Origin of the sequence: Azospirillum sp. BE72 (genome assembly GCF_031455875.1) — a bacterium.
GTDB lineage: Bacteria > Pseudomonadota > Alphaproteobacteria > Azospirillales > Azospirillaceae > Azospirillum.
Genome location: NZ_JAVDTO010000006.1, coordinates 24,482 through 39,997, shown reverse-complemented (window position 1 = coordinate 39,997; position 15,516 = coordinate 24,482). Strand labels below are relative to the sequence as shown.

General features: G+C 68.7%; 13 protein-coding genes. 9 read left to right on the top strand and 4 right to left on the bottom strand.

Translation table 11 applies throughout. The features are described 5' to 3' along the window. Positions 1-15 precede the first annotated feature (15 nt). Both J2Y49_RS17590 and J2Y49_RS17585 read right to left on the bottom strand, forming a co-directional pair. Positions 16-390: a response regulator gene (locus J2Y49_RS17590; RefSeq protein WP_310116157.1), complete on the bottom strand. Its 375-nt coding sequence runs from the start codon at positions 388-390 to the stop codon at positions 16-18. A gap of 167 nt (positions 391-557) precedes the next feature. After that, on the bottom strand, positions 558-1,073 hold the full coding sequence (locus tag J2Y49_RS17585) for a sigma-70 family RNA polymerase sigma factor (protein ID WP_310116156.1): 516 nt from the start codon (positions 1,071-1,073) through the stop codon (positions 558-560). A 255-nt stretch (positions 1,074-1,328) separates the two neighbouring features. Between J2Y49_RS17585 and J2Y49_RS17580 the strand changes: the two genes are divergently transcribed. The 9 genes from J2Y49_RS17580 to J2Y49_RS17540 all read left to right on the top strand — a co-directional run bounded on the left by J2Y49_RS17580 (position 1,329) and on the right by J2Y49_RS17540 (position 14,064). After that, positions 1,329-2,342: a FecR family protein gene (locus tag J2Y49_RS17580; RefSeq protein ID WP_310116155.1), complete on the top strand. Its 1,014-nt coding sequence runs from the start codon at positions 1,329-1,331 to the stop codon at positions 2,340-2,342. 202 nt (positions 2,343-2,544) lie between these two features. Beyond that, entirely contained in the window at positions 2,545-4,776 is a 2,232-nt protein-coding gene (locus J2Y49_RS17575; protein WP_310116154.1) for a TonB-dependent receptor domain-containing protein, read from the top strand. Between the two features lie 31 nt (positions 4,777-4,807). Next, positions 4,808-5,092, top strand: coding sequence for a DUF2218 domain-containing protein (locus J2Y49_RS17570; RefSeq protein WP_310116152.1), 285 nt, complete (start codon positions 4,808-4,810; stop codon positions 5,090-5,092). 50 nt (positions 5,093-5,142) lie between these two features. Then, positions 5,143-6,942, top strand: coding sequence for an IucA/IucC family protein (locus tag J2Y49_RS17565; protein WP_310116151.1), 1,800 nt, complete (start codon positions 5,143-5,145; stop codon positions 6,940-6,942). Next, entirely contained in the window at positions 6,926-8,683 is a 1,758-nt protein-coding gene (locus tag J2Y49_RS17560) for an IucA/IucC family protein (RefSeq protein WP_310116150.1), read from the top strand. The genes J2Y49_RS17565 and J2Y49_RS17560 overlap by 17 nt, the downstream gene beginning before the upstream one ends. Beyond that, positions 8,680-9,927, top strand: a complete 1,248-nt coding sequence (locus tag J2Y49_RS17555) for an AMP-binding protein (RefSeq protein WP_310116149.1) — start codon at positions 8,680-8,682, stop codon at positions 9,925-9,927. Before J2Y49_RS17560 ends, J2Y49_RS17555 begins: the two co-directional genes overlap by 4 nt. Then, positions 9,924-11,228 carry a DUF6005 family protein gene (locus J2Y49_RS17550; RefSeq protein WP_310116147.1) on the top strand — a complete coding sequence of 435 codons (1,305 nt, stop codon included), beginning with the start codon at positions 9,924-9,926 and terminating at the stop codon, positions 11,226-11,228. The genes J2Y49_RS17555 and J2Y49_RS17550 overlap by 4 nt, the downstream gene beginning before the upstream one ends. Beyond that, positions 11,228-12,094, top strand: a complete 867-nt coding sequence (locus J2Y49_RS17545; protein WP_310116146.1) for a sugar phosphate isomerase/epimerase family protein — start codon at positions 11,228-11,230, stop codon at positions 12,092-12,094. The genes J2Y49_RS17550 and J2Y49_RS17545 overlap by 1 nt, the downstream gene beginning before the upstream one ends. A gap of 260 nt (positions 12,095-12,354) precedes the next feature. After that, positions 12,355-14,064, top strand: a complete 1,710-nt coding sequence (locus J2Y49_RS17540) for an AMP-binding protein (RefSeq protein ID WP_310116145.1) — start codon at positions 12,355-12,357, stop codon at positions 14,062-14,064. 70 nt (positions 14,065-14,134) lie between these two features. On the opposite strand, the gene J2Y49_RS17535 is transcribed toward J2Y49_RS17540, so the two are convergent. Together J2Y49_RS17535 and J2Y49_RS17530 are read right to left on the bottom strand one after the other, a co-directional pair. Next, positions 14,135-14,608, bottom strand: a complete 474-nt coding sequence (locus tag J2Y49_RS17535; protein WP_149224079.1) for a MarR family winged helix-turn-helix transcriptional regulator — start codon at positions 14,606-14,608, stop codon at positions 14,135-14,137. Between the two features lie 94 nt (positions 14,609-14,702). Continuing rightward, positions 14,703-15,497 carry a class II aldolase/adducin family protein gene (locus J2Y49_RS17530; RefSeq protein ID WP_310116144.1) on the bottom strand — a complete coding sequence of 265 codons (795 nt, stop codon included), beginning with the start codon at positions 15,495-15,497 and terminating at the stop codon, positions 14,703-14,705. Positions 15,498-15,516: the final 19 nt, after the last annotated feature.

The window sequence follows — 15,516 nt, the reverse complement described above, 5'->3', positions numbered from 1 at the left end:
CCCCGCCCGCCGTCCCTATCCTGCCGCCATGGCGCTGTTCAGGGAAGCAATCAGAACGTGGCCGTCGACCGGCTTGCCCAGCACGTCGCGGGCGCCGCCGCCCAGCGCCCTGACCCGCGTGCTGTCGTCGGCATAGGAGGTCATGAAGAGGATCGGCGGGTGCCCGCCGCCATCGGCGTTCAGCCGCTCCTGCAGATCCAGGCCGGACAGGCCGGGCATGCGCACGTCCAGGATGATGCAGGCGATGTCCGCCCGGTCCGCATGGGCCAGGAAATCCTCGGCGGAGACGAAGGGCCGGCAGCGGAAGCCGACGGACCGCAGCAGGTCGTCCAACGCCTCGCGGATCGCCTCGTCGTCGTCGACCACCGCTATCAGGGGTGCATTGGACACGTCGTGATGCCTCGACCGAATGAAGGGCGCCGGTCCCTGGCGCCATGTGCATCCTATCCGGACGGGGTGGAAGCGGGATACCACACCTAGGTCTAGAAGAACGCCGGGCGGGTCATTGCCGCCCGTCGAACGCGATGCGCCCCCGTCGCCCCGCGATCCTTTCGGGCTCAGCCGCGGTCGGCACGCGACAGGGCGTCCACGAAATGGCCCATCGCCAACTTCATGTCGTTGAAAACCGTTCCCTGGGACACGCCGAGATGGGCGGCGATCTGCGGATAGGACATCCCCTCCACCCGGTTCAGCACCCAGACGCGGCGGGCGCGCTCCGGCAGAGCCTCCATCGCGCCCATGAACTGGGCAAGCCGCTCGCGGTGCAGAAGCCTGTCCTCCACCGACGGGGTGCCGCAGGCCACCTCCAGCGGATCGGCGGTGTCGGAAGCCGGCGCCTCGAACCGCTCCTGGGTGCGGCGGCGGCGGATCTGGTCGAGGGCGAGGTTGTGGACGGTGCGGTGAAGGAAGGCACCGATATTGTCGATCGGGCCCTTCTGCACCGCGTTGCATGCCCTGAGATAGCTTTCCTGGATCACGTCCTCCGCCGTCGGCACGTCGCGGACGATGCGCAGGGCCCGGCCGAGCAGGGACTGGCGGTGATCCAGATAGATGGCGGTCAGACTTGCGGGCATGGTCGGCCTATCCGTCGCACGGGGCGCTTCTCCGGGGGTCGTCAGAGATTGATAATGATTCGCAGTTGCTGCTGTCAAGCCGGGCCGCAGATCGCCAGCGGAATGGTTCGATGCTCCGGGCTTTGCCTCCGAATGGCATCGGGCGGTTCCCGCGTATATCCACCCGGTGCAATTTGTGCCGGTGCAATTTGTGGCCGTCCCGCGCTTCGAACGTCTAAGATGCGGGGGCATGCTGACAGAGGACGGGCAACGCGGGTGAGGCAGGACAGGTCCAACGGAGAAAAGGCGGAACCCGGCTACCGCCATGCCGATCCGGTGACCGATGCGGCGCTCGACTGGTTCGTCCGGCTGCTAGACGCTCCGGCCGATCCGGCGACATTGGCCGCCTATCGGGCGTGGCGGCAGAGCGACCCGCGCCATGCCCGGGCGTTCGACCGGCTGACCGAGGTCGGTGGCATGGCGGAACTGCACAGCGCCACCTTGGCGCATCTGCTGGCGGCGCATCTCCCGGCGAATCCGGTGCCCGTGCCGATCCGGCAGGCGCGGCATTCGCGCCGCGCATGGATGGGCGCGATCGCGGCGACGGGACTGCTGGCCGTGGTGGGCACCCACCTCTATCCCGATCTGAAGACCCGCTGGAGCGCCGACCACCGCACCGCCGTCGGCGAACGGCGGGAGGTGGCGCTGCCGGACGGATCCCGGCTGATACTGGACAGCGACAGCGCGGTGGCGCTGGCCTTCGGCGGAGAGGAGCGCCGGGTGGCGCTGCTGCGCGGGCGGGCGTGGTTCGACGTGGTGCGGGACACCGCCCGCCCCTTCCGCGTCGTCGCCGGCTTCAGCACCGTCGAGGTGACGGGGACCGCCTTCAGCGTGCAGTCGGACGACCGCGGGGACTCCGTCTTCCTGGAGCGCGGGCGGGTGGCGGTCAGCCGGCTGGACGATCCCGGCCGGCCGGTGACCCTCGCCCCCGGCGACCGGTTGACCGCGACGGCGCGCGGCCTGACCATGCAACCCCGCCCCGATCCGGCCGAGGCGGTGTCCTGGCGCGAAGGCCGCTATGCCTTCCACAACGAGCGCTTCGACACCGTGGTGGAGACCCTGCGGCGCTACCACGCCGCGCCGATCCTGCTGCTGGACGACCGCATCGCCATGACGCGCGTCAGCGGAAACTACCGGCTTGACGATCCGGCCGGCGCGCTGACGGCGCTGGCCGGGATGGTCGGCGCCCGCATCACCAGCCTGCCGGGCGGCATCCTCGTCCTGCGGTGACAGCGGATAAATTTGAGAATCGCTCGCAACTTTTTTTGTGAGGGTCCGCGATCCCACACGTCTGGCGAACAGGGGGTTAGGCTTGTCTGCCTGCGATTGAGCCCCCCGCGCCAGCTTGAGACGGGAGTTGCAGGACATGGTCCGCCGCACGGCATCGATAGTCAAAGTTGCAGATTTCAACCGTTCCCGGATCGCCGGGCATTTGTTTGCCGCATTGATGACCTCCACGGCGCTCGGCGCCACGCTGACGGCGCTTCCCGCCGCAGCGCAGCAGACAGCGCCGGCCGATGCCGCCGCGGCCTTCTCGCTGCCGGCGCAGCCGCTGCGCAGCGCGCTGGACGCCTTCAGCCGGCAGACCGGCTGGCAGATCGGCTATCCCGGCACGCTGACCGATGGCCGCACCTCCCGCCCGGTCAGCGGCTCCATGCCGCCGGCAAAGGCGCTCGAAACCCTGCTGGCCGGCACCGGCGTCACCTATCGCCTGACCGGCCCGGCCACCGCCACGCTGGCCCCGGCCCCCGTCGCCTCTTCCGGCGACACGATGGCGCTGGGTCCGGTTTCGGTCTCCGCCGCCGCCCCGGCACTGGGCGGCCCGGCGCAGATCGTGATCGGCAGGGAGGAGCTGGACCGCAAGAACCCCAGCGACATCCGCGACGTCTTCGCCGGGGAGCCGGGCATCCGCGTCGGCAGTTCGGTGCCGATGTCGCAGAAGGTCTATGTCAACGGCGTTGAGGAGACCAACCTGTCCGTCAGCATCGACGGCAGCCGGCAGAACAACAAGGTCTTCCACCACAACGGCACCACCCTGATCGACCCCGTCTTCCTGAAGACCGCCCGCGTCGATGCCGGCGTGGCGCCGGCCGATGCCGGGCCGGGGGCGCTGGCCGGCTCCATCGCCTACGAAACCAAGGATGCCCGCGACTTCCTGAGCGGCGACGGCATCGGCGCCTTCGTCAAGTCCAGCTTCGGCACCAACGGCTCCGTCTTCACCAACAGCGCCGCCGGCTACGGCCGCCACAAGGGGCTGGAGGGGCTGGGCTATTTCACCTACGGCAAGGGCGCCCGCTTCGAATCCGGCGACGGCCGCAAGGTCGAGGGGACCAAGACCGACCTGAGGAGCGGGCTCGGCAAGGTCGCCTATGAGACCGACGCCGGCCACCGCTTCCAGGTCAGCTACGAGCGGGTCTATGACGACGCCCCGCGCCCGTTCCGCGCCAATGTCGGTTCGATTTCCGGCCGCCCGGCGTGGGAGCCGCGGGTGCGCGACTATACGCTGGACCGCCAGAACCTCGTCTTCACCTACACCGACAGCCTGCCGACCGACCTGTGGAACCCCAAGCTGGTGGTCGCCTACGGCCGAACCGACGTGGAAACCCCGATCTACACCCGTCCGGTGGGGAGCAGCACGGTCCCCGGCAGCTATCCCGGCAAGGGAGCCACCAGCTCGCTGAACGGCAAGCTGGAGAACGCATTCAACGTCGGCATGGGCACCGTCACCGCCGGCACCGACTTCTACGTCGACCGTGCCCACTATGAAGACCAGACGATGACGGCGCTTGAGAAGGCCCGCAACATCGGCGTCTATGGACAGGCGCGGCTGTCCCCGGTCGAACGGGTCCGCCTGTCCTTCGGCATGCGCGCCGACCGGCAATGGTTCGAGGGCACCACCGGCCAGGATTGGACGAACGGCGGCGTCAGCCACAATGTTTCGGGCGAGGTCGACATCCTGCCCGAATATCTGACCGCCAAGGCCGGCTGGTCGCGCAGCTGGGGCGGCGTCCAGCTGGCCGAGAACTTCATCATGAATCCGGCCTGGCGCTATGGCGCCGGTCCGCAGCCTGTGACCGCCAAAAACCTGACCGCCGGTCTGGTCGGCCGCTACCAGGGCTTCACCGCCGAGGGCCGCGTCTTCCGCACCGACCTGGACGACGTCCGCGCCGCGCGCTTCGCCGCCGGCAGCGGCACGCTGACGCGCGACGTGCGGTCGAAGGGCTACGAACTCGGCGTCGGCTATGCCTGGGATACCGGCTTCGTCCGCGCCAAATATGCCGACATCGATGTGACCATCGACGGGCTGCCCGCCGATTCCGACACCGGCACCTACATCGCCACCCCGATGGGCCGCGTCTACACCCTCGGCGGCGCCCACACGATCCCGAAATGGGAGCTGACCTTCGGCGCCGATGTCGAGATCGTGCTGGACTACAACAAGGTCCAGGCCGGCCAGCGCCCGCTGAAGGGGTACGAGACCGTCAACCTCTTCGTCGAGCACAAGATCCCGCAATACTCCAACCTGACCCTGCGCGCCGACGTCCGCAACCTGTTCGACGAGACCTATGCCGACCGCGCCACCTACGGGCAGGAATTCGGCACCGTCACCCCGCTCTACCAGCCGGGCCGGACCTTCCTGCTGACCGCCTCGGCGACGTTCTGACCGTCTCCACCGCAACCGGGAGCCTCCCCGCATGCTGCATTCGACCGCCCATTTCGAGACGGAGCATGGCAAGCGCTATGCCGCCCAGCTCTGCCGCCACTTCGCCCACAAGATCGAAACGGAGGAGACCGAAGACGGCGGGGAATGCCGGTTCTCGATCGGCACCGCCCGGCTGCGGGCGGCTCCCGACCGGCTGACCATCGAGGCCAGCGCCCCCACAGCCGCGGAACTGGCGGAGCTTCAGTCGGTGATGGAAAGGCACCTGCTGCGCTTCGCCTTCCGCGAGGGCGAGCGGCCGCTCGACTGGGCGGCGTGACGCCGCCGCCAGCACACGCCTTGCCCGAAGCCCTTCAGGATCGGCAAACCATGCGTTCCACCCAACAGATCGCCGAGCACGCGACCTTCCAGAATTTCGCCAACTGCTATTGGCGGGAGATCGACGCCGGCCGGACCACCCGGCACGGCACGGAGGCCGAACCCGGCGTCGAGTGCGTCGAATGGCTGCTGCCGTCGCAGCGGACAGCACTGCGGGCGGAGATCGTCTCGCGCTCGCTGTGCGGCCCCTGCGGCTTCGGCAGGATTTGGAAGCGCGCCTTGCCCGATGCGTCCCCGGATACCTCCTGGCAACAGACCGAGCCCTTCACCGCGCTCTGCTGTCTGGCCGGCGAGAGCTATCGCCGGATGGAGGGCAAAGGCGCCGGGGCCGACCTGCGCGGCAGCGAGTTGGAGCTGCTGCTGCGCGTCCTGCAAAGCTACCAGTCGGTCCAGCGCTACCTCGACGCAACCCCGGCCACGGACGGCGACGAGGACGAGTTCATCGCCGCCGAACAGTCGCTGGTCTTCGGCCATTGGCTGCACCCCACGCCCAAGAGCCTCCAGGGCATGACGCCGTGGCAGCAGCCGGTCTATGCGCCGGAACTGGGCGGGCGGTTCCGGCTGCGCTGGTTCGCCGCCCCGGCGGCGCGGGTCAGCCACCGCTCCGCAATCCGCCAGTCGGCGCCGGAGATGATCGCCGCCATTCTGGGCGACGCCGTCGCCCGGCTCGCCCCCCGCGAGGACGAGTTGCTGATCCCGATGCATCCGCTCCAGGCCGAGGCTCTGGTGTTGGACCCGGCGGTGCAGGCGATGCTGGAGCGCGGCACGCTGCGCGCGCTGGGCGACGCCGGGCCGGAATTCACCGCCACCTCGTCGGTGCGGACGGTCTACAGCCCGGACAGTCCGTGGATGCTGAAATTCTCGCTGCCGGTGCGCATCACCAATTCCATCCGCGTCAACCGGCGGCACGAACTGGACGCCGGCGTCATCATGGCCAAGCTGATCGGCGCGATTGGCCGCGACATGGGCCCGCGCTTCGGCTTCGTGCTCGACCCCGCCTACATCACGCTCGAGTCGCCGGATGGCGGCGAGAGCGGGTTCGAGGTGATCCTGCGCGAGAACCCCTTCGCCGGAGGGCGCCAGCGCGGCGTCGCCACCATCGCGGCGCTGGCCGCCGATCCGCTTCCCGGCCGTCCATCCCGGCTGGAGCGGATCGTCCGCCGCGTCGCGATGGAACGGAACGGCGGCGTGCCGGAGGCGGCGCGGCGCTGGTTCGACGCCTATCTCGACTGCGCGCTGGACCCGGTGCTGCGGCTGTACGACGCGCATGGCGTGGCGCTGGAGGCGCACCAGCAGAACGGGCTGCTCGAACTGCGGGACGGGATGCCCGCCCGCTTCCTCTACCGCGACAACCAGGGCTTCTATCTGTCGGCCGCCTATCGCGACCGGCTGCGCCGGCTGATCCCGGAGGCCGACAACATCCGCTCGCTCTATTACGAGGAGGGGGAGATCAACCGGCGCTTCTCCTACTACGTCATCGTCAACCAGATCTTCTCGGTGATCGCCCGCATGGGCAAGGACCGGCTGGCGGCGGAGGAGGACCTGCTGCGCATCCTGCGCGCCCGGCTGGAGCGGCTGGCCCTGTCGCTGACCCGGGCCGGCCGGCGCTTCGCCGAAGGGGTGCTGGACAGCCCGACCATCGGGGCCAAGCTGAACCTGACGACCCGCCTGCTGAACATCGACGAGCTTCAGGCCGCCAACGAGGCCGACCTGTACGCCCAATGGCCCAACCCGCTGTGCCGAACCGGCGCCGCGGCAGCCGAGCGGGGACGCCATGCCCTTTCCGCGTGACCTGCCCGGCCGCCCGGAGGAACGGCCAGCGGAACGTGTGGTGCGCCAGCTTGCCGCCGCCCTGCTGTTCGAGGGGATCGTCGAACCGGCCGCCGACGGAGTGGATGGAGATGACCGCCGGCTCGTCTGGCGGTCCGGCGGGCGGGAGTTCCGTTGCCTCGCCTCCGCCGGGCCGTTCGGCCGCCCGCGCATCCGGTCGGGATCGGTCGAGATGCGGGGCGACGACGGCATGTGGCGCGCCGCCACCCTCGGCCGGATGGTCGCCGGGCTGGACGCCCCCGAGCCGCATCTGGCCGGCCTGCTGGCCGAGCTGGAGCGCACGGTGTCGCTCTGCCGCTGGAACGCCGCCAACCTGCCGGCCACCCCGCGCCGCGGCCTGCCCTTCCCCGACCTGGAAGGCCGGCTGGAGGAGGGGCATCCCTACCATCCCTGCTTCAAGGCGCGGCTGGGCTTCGACGAGGCCGACCATGCCGCCTTCGGGCCGGAGGTCGGTCAGCGCTTCCAACTGGTCTGGCTGCTGGTCGCCCGCTCCTGCCTGCATCGGGCGATCCCGGGCGAGGAGGAGGAGTTTTGGCAGTCAGAACTCGGCCCCGCCGCCTGGGCGGAGGTCCAACGGCGCCGGGAGGAACTGAACCTGCCGGCGACCGATTACTGCCTGCTGCCGCTGCACCCCTGGCAATGGTGGGATCTGCGCGAGGGGGAGGGGGCGCCCTGGCTAAGGCCCTGGCTGGCCGACGGCCGCGCGGTCTGCCTGGGACCGCTGGGCGACCATTACCGGGCGAGCCAGTCGGTCCGCACGGTGATGAATGCCGACGACCCGCGCAAGGCCGACGTCAAGCTGGCGTTGAACATCGTCAACACCGCCTCCCGCCGCATCATCGCCCCGCATTCGGTCTGCACCGGCCCGGCCATCTCCGAATGGCTGGGGGCGGTGGTGGCGGGCGATGCCGATTTCCGCGACCGCTATCCGCTGACCCTGCTGCCGGAATATGCGGGGATCATCGCAGACCGCCACGGCCCGCTGGCCGGACAGATGGCGGCGCTGTGGCGGCGCAGCGTTCAGTCCACCCTGGGTGAGGGCGAATCCGCCATCCCCTTCAACATGTTGATGGTGACGGAGGCCGACGGCTCCGCCTTCGCCGCGCCCTGGATCGAACGGTACGGGCTGCTGCCCTGGCTGGACCGGATGCTGGAGGTGGCGGTGCTGCCGGTCTGGCATCTGCTGGTCCGCCACGGCATCGCGGTGGAGGCGCACGGCCAGAACATGGTGCTGGTCCACCGCGACGGCTGGCCGGTGCGGCTGATCCTGCGCGACTTCCACGACAGCGTGGAATACGCCCCGGACTTCGTGGCCGATCCGGCCCTGCTGCCCGATTTTCCCAACTTGCACCCGGCCTACCGCGACGCGCCGCCAGACCGCTATTACTGGGCCGGCGGCGTCGATGCGCTGCGCGAACTGGCGATGGACACGCTGTTCGTCTTCAACCTGACCGACGTGTCCGACCTGCTGGCCCTGAAGCACGGGCTGCCCGAGCCGGAGTTCTGGCGGCGTGTCCACGATCTGCTGGAGGCCCATGCCCGCCGCCACGGGCTGGAGGAGCGGCACCGCCGCGTCGGCCACGCCGCACCCGAGATCCTCACCGAATCCCTGCTGCGCGGAAAGCTGCTGCGCGCGCGGGAGGAGATTCACCACACCGTTCCCAACATCTTCGCGCGCTTCGCGCCTGAGGGCTCCCGATGATCCGCATCGACGACCGATCCTATTCGCCGGCCGAGCTGGAATCGCTGACCGCCGCCCATGCCGAGCGGGCCCGCCTGTCCGACCGGCCCGGCGCCCGCTTCGCCGTCTGCTTCACCGACACCATCGACTGGCTCGCCCTGTTCTTCGCCATCCGCGCGGCGGGCGGCAGCCTGCTGCCGCTGCACCCCTCCACCCCGCTGGAGGCGGCGCGTCGGCTGGCGCGCGAGGCCGGCTGCCATGCGCTCTACCACAACAGCCTGATGGCGGAGGAGATCGCCCCCCTGCCGGCGGACCCTGGGCCGGGGCAACTCCTGCAGATGAGTTCCGGCACCACCGGCGCACCCAAGCGCATCGCGCGGAGCTGGGCGGAGATCGACCGCGAGATCGAGAGTTATGTCGGCTTCTTCACCGAGCCGGCCGGGATGACCCCGGTGATCGCCTGCCCGACCACCCATTCCTACGGCCTGATCTGCGGCCTGCTGGTCGGGCTGCGGCGCGGAGCGGAGCCGGTGATCCTCGACACCACCAACCCGAAATTCCTGCTGAAGGCGCTGCGGCAGATCGAGAAGCCGCTGCTCTACTCCTCCCCCGTCATCCTGCACACGCTGGCCCGGTTGCTGCCGGAGGGTGAGCGCATCCATGCGGCGATTACCTCCGGCACGCTGCTGCCGGAACCCTGGTTCGAACGGATCCGCGGCAAGACCACCCACATGTTCCAGCAATATGGCTGCTCGGAAGCCGGCTGCATCGCGATCAATCCCGACATGGCGGGCAGCGCCGAACTGGGCCGCGTGCTGCCGCATCACAGCCTGTCCACCGGCACCGCGGACGCCCCGGCGGAGATCGTGCTGTCTGTTCCGGACGGCGAGATCCGCACCCGCGACCTGGGCTATCTGCGCGACGACGGCATGCTGATGTTCGTGTCGCGGCTGGACGACACCATCAACGTCGCCGGCCTCAACGTCTATCCGCAGGAGGTGGAAGACGTGGCGATGGCGCTGCCCGGCGTCACCGATGCCGTCGCCTTCCGCCGCACCGACCGCTTCGCCGGCGAACGGGTCGCCCTGCTGTTCACCGCCGCCGCGGAGGTGACGGACAACGCGCTGCGCGACTGGTGCCGGGAGAATCTGGCCGCCCACCAGCAGCCGGGCGAACTGATCCGCACCGACGCCCTGCCGCGCATGGCCAACGGCAAGATCAGCCGGCGCGATGTCGCCGCCCGCTTCGCGGAGGCTGCGGAATGACATCGGCCATGACCGAGCATGAGGTTGTCGAAGCGATTCATACCGTCCTGCGCGACCATCTGCAGAACCGGCATCTCGACCGCTTCGGCCCGGACGCGCGGCTGAACGAGGATCTCTACCTCGACTCCGTGCTGATGATGGAGTTGTTCCTGCAGTTGGAGCTGTCCTTCGGGCTGGAGGCGCCGGACGAGTTGATCACCTCGCGTGATCTGGCGACGGTGGCCGACGTCGCCGGCCTGTTCGCCGGCACCCGCCCGGCCGCCGCGGATGAGGCGCTTCCCCCCGGCAGCGTCCATGGCGAGGAGTATCAGGACCTCAAGATTCATTGCTTCGTCAGCTGCGTCTGCGATGCGCTGAAGCGGGCGGGGATCGACCATCGCCCCTTCTATTTCGGGGTCTGGGACGCGGGGTTCGAAGTCGGGGCCGACCGGGTGCTGCGCTATCACGGGCCGACCGTCAGCCACGATTTCTTCCGCGACTGGTACCGCCGCCTCTACGGGGCGGAGGTGCGGCAATGGTACGACCATGGCCGCAGCAAGGCGGACAACCTCGCCCTGCTGGTCGATCTGGTGGAGCGGCGGTCGGACAGCCTTTCCATCATGGCGATGATCGATCTGTTCCACCTGCCGGAGCGGGAAAACAAGTTCAACCAGAACCCCTTCCCGCATTACCTGATGCTGGAGACCGGCAGCGATCCGGCGGTCTTCATGGTCCGCGACCCCGATTTCCGCTGGGAAGGCGAGATCGCGCGGGAGCGGATCGCCACCGCCTTCCTCCAGCCCAGCGTCGCCGGCGGTTATCTGTTCGACCGGCGCGAGCTGCACCCCGCCCGGCCCGCCGACATCGCCGCCTATTTCGAAGCCTGCTTCCTGCCCGACGCCAACCCGCTGACCGCCGCGGTGCGCAGCATCCTGACGGCGCATCTGGATGGAACCGACGGGCTGTCGCCGGCCGGCCTTTCGCATGCGCTACGCGAACTACCGGTGTTCGCCATCCGCAAATACGCCTACGAGCACGGCTTCGCCTTCTTCTGGCGGGCGCTGCGCCTGCCCGACGAAAGCTTCCTCGCCCGCTGCGACGACATCGAGGAGCTGTTCCAAGGCTTCAAGTCGCTGCATTACGGAATCCTCCGCCTCGCCCAGACCGGCGACACGGGGCTCGCTCCCGACCTGTTCGCGCGGCTCGACCTGCTGGACCGGCAGGAGACGGCCTTGAAGGGCGAGCTTGCCGCCGCCTTCCGGCAATGGCGCGCCGCCGTTACCCACGCCCTTTCCGCCCCCCTTTCTTCCAAGGTGGCATGATGAGACTGTCGCTCTGCACCATCAGCTTCCGCCACCATCTGGTGTCGCTGGAGGATCTGGCCGTCTGGGCTGCCGGCAACGGCTTCCAGGGGATCGAGCTGTGGGGCGCGCATGCCCGCAACATGGCGGCGGTGTCCGACCGCGGCGGCGATTGGCTGGCGCAGTTCGGCCTGTCGGTGCCGATGGTCAGCGATTACCTGCCGCTGGACGGCGATCCCGACGCGCTGGTCCGCAAGACGCTGGACCTCTGCCGGCTGGCGCAGCGCTGGGGCGCGCCCAAGATCCGCAGCTTCGCCGGCAGCACCGGCAGTGCCGAGACCTCGCCGGAGCGGAAGCTCTTCATCGCGGAGCGGCTGCGCACACTGTGCGGGCTGGCCGCCGACCATGGGCTGTCGCTGCTGGTGGAGACCCACCCCGGCACGCTGGCCGACAGCCTGCCAGCCACCCGCGCGCTGATCGCCGCTGTCGGCCATCCGGCGCTGAAGATCAATTTCGACGTGCTGCATGTCTGGGAGGGCGGCGACGATCCGGTGGCGGCCCGGCGGGTGCTGCGTCCGCACATAGGCCATTATCACCTGAAGAACATCTGGGCGCGCGAGGACCTGTCGGTGTTCGAACCGGCCAACGTCTATGCCGCGGCCGGGCGGCGCGACGGCATGGTACCGCTGTTCGACGGGGTGGTGGACTATCGCCGCTTCCTCGCCGAACTGGCGGACGATCCGGCGGCGGAAGGCTCGCTGGAGTGGTTCGGCGACGATTGCTACGCGGTGCTGCGCCGCGACCGCGACGGCGTCGAGGCGGCCCTGGCCCCGATGGCGGGTTCCCTGCCCCGCCGTGTCGCCGGAACCCGGCACGGTACGGCGTAGCGCGCCGCATCGTCGCCCATACGGTGCGCAAGGCGGCACCCCGATCCACACTCCATTCCGAGCCGGCGGTGGCTTTGTAACCGCGCCCATCCGCACGCAATCCAACCGACCGTTCCTTATCGGCAGGGGCCATTAACCGAACGGGGGATCGACAGACCGCTCCACTTGCGGGTTCATTAGGGCACTGCGCCGTCCCGCCCGCGGGGCGGTGCCCATGAACGGCCAACGGCCGATAAGTCATCCGGGGAAGGAAAGCAGCTTTGCATACCGACACCACGTCGCTGACCCAGAGCTATGTTCACGGAGCCAGCCGCACCCCGCTGCTGGGCGAGACCATCGGCGCGCATCTCGACCGCATGGCGGCGCTGTCGCCCGACCGGCCCGCCCTGATCGTCCGGCACCAGAACGTCCGCTGGACCTATGCGGAGTTCAAGCGCACGGTCGACCGGGTGGCGGCGGGGCTGGTGGCGCTGGGGCTGAAGCCGGGCGAGCGCATCGGCATCTGGTCGCAGAACAACGCCGAATGGGTGGTGACGCAGTTCGCCACCGCCAAGGCCGGCCTGATCCTCGTCAACATCAACCCGGCCTACCGCCTGCACGAGTTGGAATACGCCATCAACAAGGTCGGCTGCGCCGCCCTGATCCTGTCGCCGTCCTTCAAGTCGAGCGATTATCTCGGCATGATCGCCAAGCTGGCGCCTGAACTGGACCGTGCATCCGCCGACCGGCCACTCTCGCTGCAACGGTTGCCCACTTTGCGCCACCTGATCCGGCTGGGCATGGAAAAGACGCCGGGCATGCTGAATTTCGACGACCTGCCGGCGCTGGCCCGTCCGGCCGACGTGGCGGAGCTGGGGCGGCTGTCCGGCATCCTGCAGTTCGACGATCCCGTGAACATCCAGTTCACCAGCGGCACCACCGGCAGCCCGAAGGGCGCCACGCTGACCCACCACAACATCCTGAACAACGGCTTCTTCGTCGGCGAGGCGATGCGCCTGACGGAGGAGGACAGGCTGTGCATCCCCGTGCCCTTCTATCACTGCTTCGGCATGGTGCTGGGCAATCTCGCCTGCGTCACCCACCGCGCATACATGGTGATTCCGGGCGAGGGCTTCGACCCCGTCGCCGTGCTGTCCGCGGTACAGGAGGAGTGCTGCACCGGCCTGCACGGCGTGCCGACCATGTTCATCGCCCTGCTCGACCACCCCGACTTCGCCCGCTACGACCTGTCGAGCCTGCGCACCGGCATCATGGCGGGCTCGCCCTGCCCGATCGAGGTGATGAAGCGCGTGGTCTCGGAAATGAACCAGCGCGAGATCACCATCGCCTACGGCATGACCGAGACCAGCCCGGTCAGCTTCCAAAGCTCCACCGACGATCCGCTGGAACGGCGCGTGTCCACGGTGGGGCGCATCCAGCCGCATCTGGAGGTGAAGGTCGTCGATGCCGAAGGGCGCATCGTCCCGCCGGGCACGCCGGGGGAGTTGCTGACCCGCGGCTATTCGGTGATGCGCGGCTATTGGGGCGACGCGGAGCAGACGGCGCGAGCCATCGACGAGGCCGGCTGGATGCACACCGGCGACCTCGCCACCATTGACGCCGAGGGCTATTGCAACATCGTCGGCCGGCTGAAGGACATGGTGATCCGCGGCGGCGAGAACATCTATCCGCGCGAGGTCGAGGAATTCCTCTACACCCACCCCGACATCGCCGACGTGCAGGTGTTCGGCGTGCCGGACCAGCAGTTCGGCGAACAGCTCTGCGCCTGGATCCGGCCGAAACCGGGGGCGGCGCTGACCGAACAGCAGGTCACCGCCTTCTGCCAGGGCGCCATCGCCCACTACAAGATCCCGAAATACATCCGCTTCGTCGACGAGTTCCCGATGACGGTGACCGGCAAGATCCAGAAGTTCGTGATGCGCCAGACGATGATCGAGGAACTCGACCTCTCCCAGGACAGGACGGCGTAGGCGCGCGGCACCCGTCCCCCCCCTTTGGCCGCTGGACGGCCCCGCCCGCCACATCCTCGCGACCGGGCGGTCAATCCTCCGCCAGATTGCCGTAAAGCTGCTGCAGGGTCGCGTTCAGCTTGCCGATCTGCGATTCCGACATCCCGTCGAAGCTGCGGGCGAACAGCCTTTCCGTCGCCTCCTGGATGCGTTCGACCAGCGCATGGCCGGCCGGCGTCATCGTCACCTCGGTGACGCGGCCGTCGTCGGCGTTGGTGCCGGTGTCCACCAGCCCTTCCGCCTTCATGCGGTAGACGATGCGGGTCATCGTCGACAGCTTGACGATGGCGTGGGTCGAGATCTCCGAAATGCTCGACGTGCCGTGCGTCTTCAAGATGAACAGCACCCGCCAGGTCGGGATGTCGGTGCCGATCCGTTTCAGCGCCGTTTCCATCTTCTGCGTGTAGATGCCCTGGACGCGGGCAAGCCAGTAGAAGGGGAATTCCTCGACCTTGAATTCGGGATCCGACGGGATGTAGCGGCGAAGCTTCTTGGTGATGGCCATGATGCCCAATGTCTGTCCAGCGTTTGGCGAGGCCGGGGCCCTGTTGTACCAATCAGCGGTTGGCTTGCCAAACGCCTTGCGGCGCCGCGACCGCTCACCAGCCCGGCCCGCGTTCCGCCCGCATCTTGCGAACCATGGCGTCGAAGAACTTCACGGCGAATCCGCTGTCGCGGATCAGCATGGCGGTCAGGTCGCTGCATTTCTGCCGGACCTCCATCGACAGCTCCACATCCTCGCCACGCATGCTGTCGGCCAGCGTCTGGATCTCGGCGGCGCGCTGCACCGTCCACAGCAGGAAGAAGGTCTTGGCGATGCTGGATTCGCCCACCGCGATGCCGTGGTTGCGCAGCACCAGGATGTGCTTGTCGCCAAGGCTCTCCAGCATGCGCGGCTTCTCGTCGGCGAACAGGGTGATGCCCTCGAAGGCATGGTAGCCGACGCGGCCATAGAGCTGGGCACCGTAGAAATCGTTGTGCGAGAAGGCCTGCTTCTTCTGCACGATGGCCGACACCTCGGTGGTGTGGGTATGGATCACGCAATGGATGTCGGCGCGCGCCTCGTGGATGGCGCTGTGCAGGGCGAAGCCGGCGGGATTGGCGTCGTAGGGCGACGGCTCCAGCTTCTCGCCGTCCAGCCCGACCTTCAGCAGGTTGGCCGGCGTCACCTCGGTGTAGTTCAGCCCGAAGGGGTTCACCAGATAATGGTGCGCCGGCCCCGGCAGCCGGGCGGAGATGTGGTTGAAGATCGTCTCCGTCCAGCCCATGAAGTCGACAAGGTGGTAGCAGTCGGCCAGCTGGCAGCGTAGCGCCCACTCCTCCTCGCCGATATGGGCGGGCCTGACGATGCTGTTATGGCCGAGCTTCGGCGCCGTTGCAGTCGCGGTCATCATGATTTACGGTCCTCTTCGG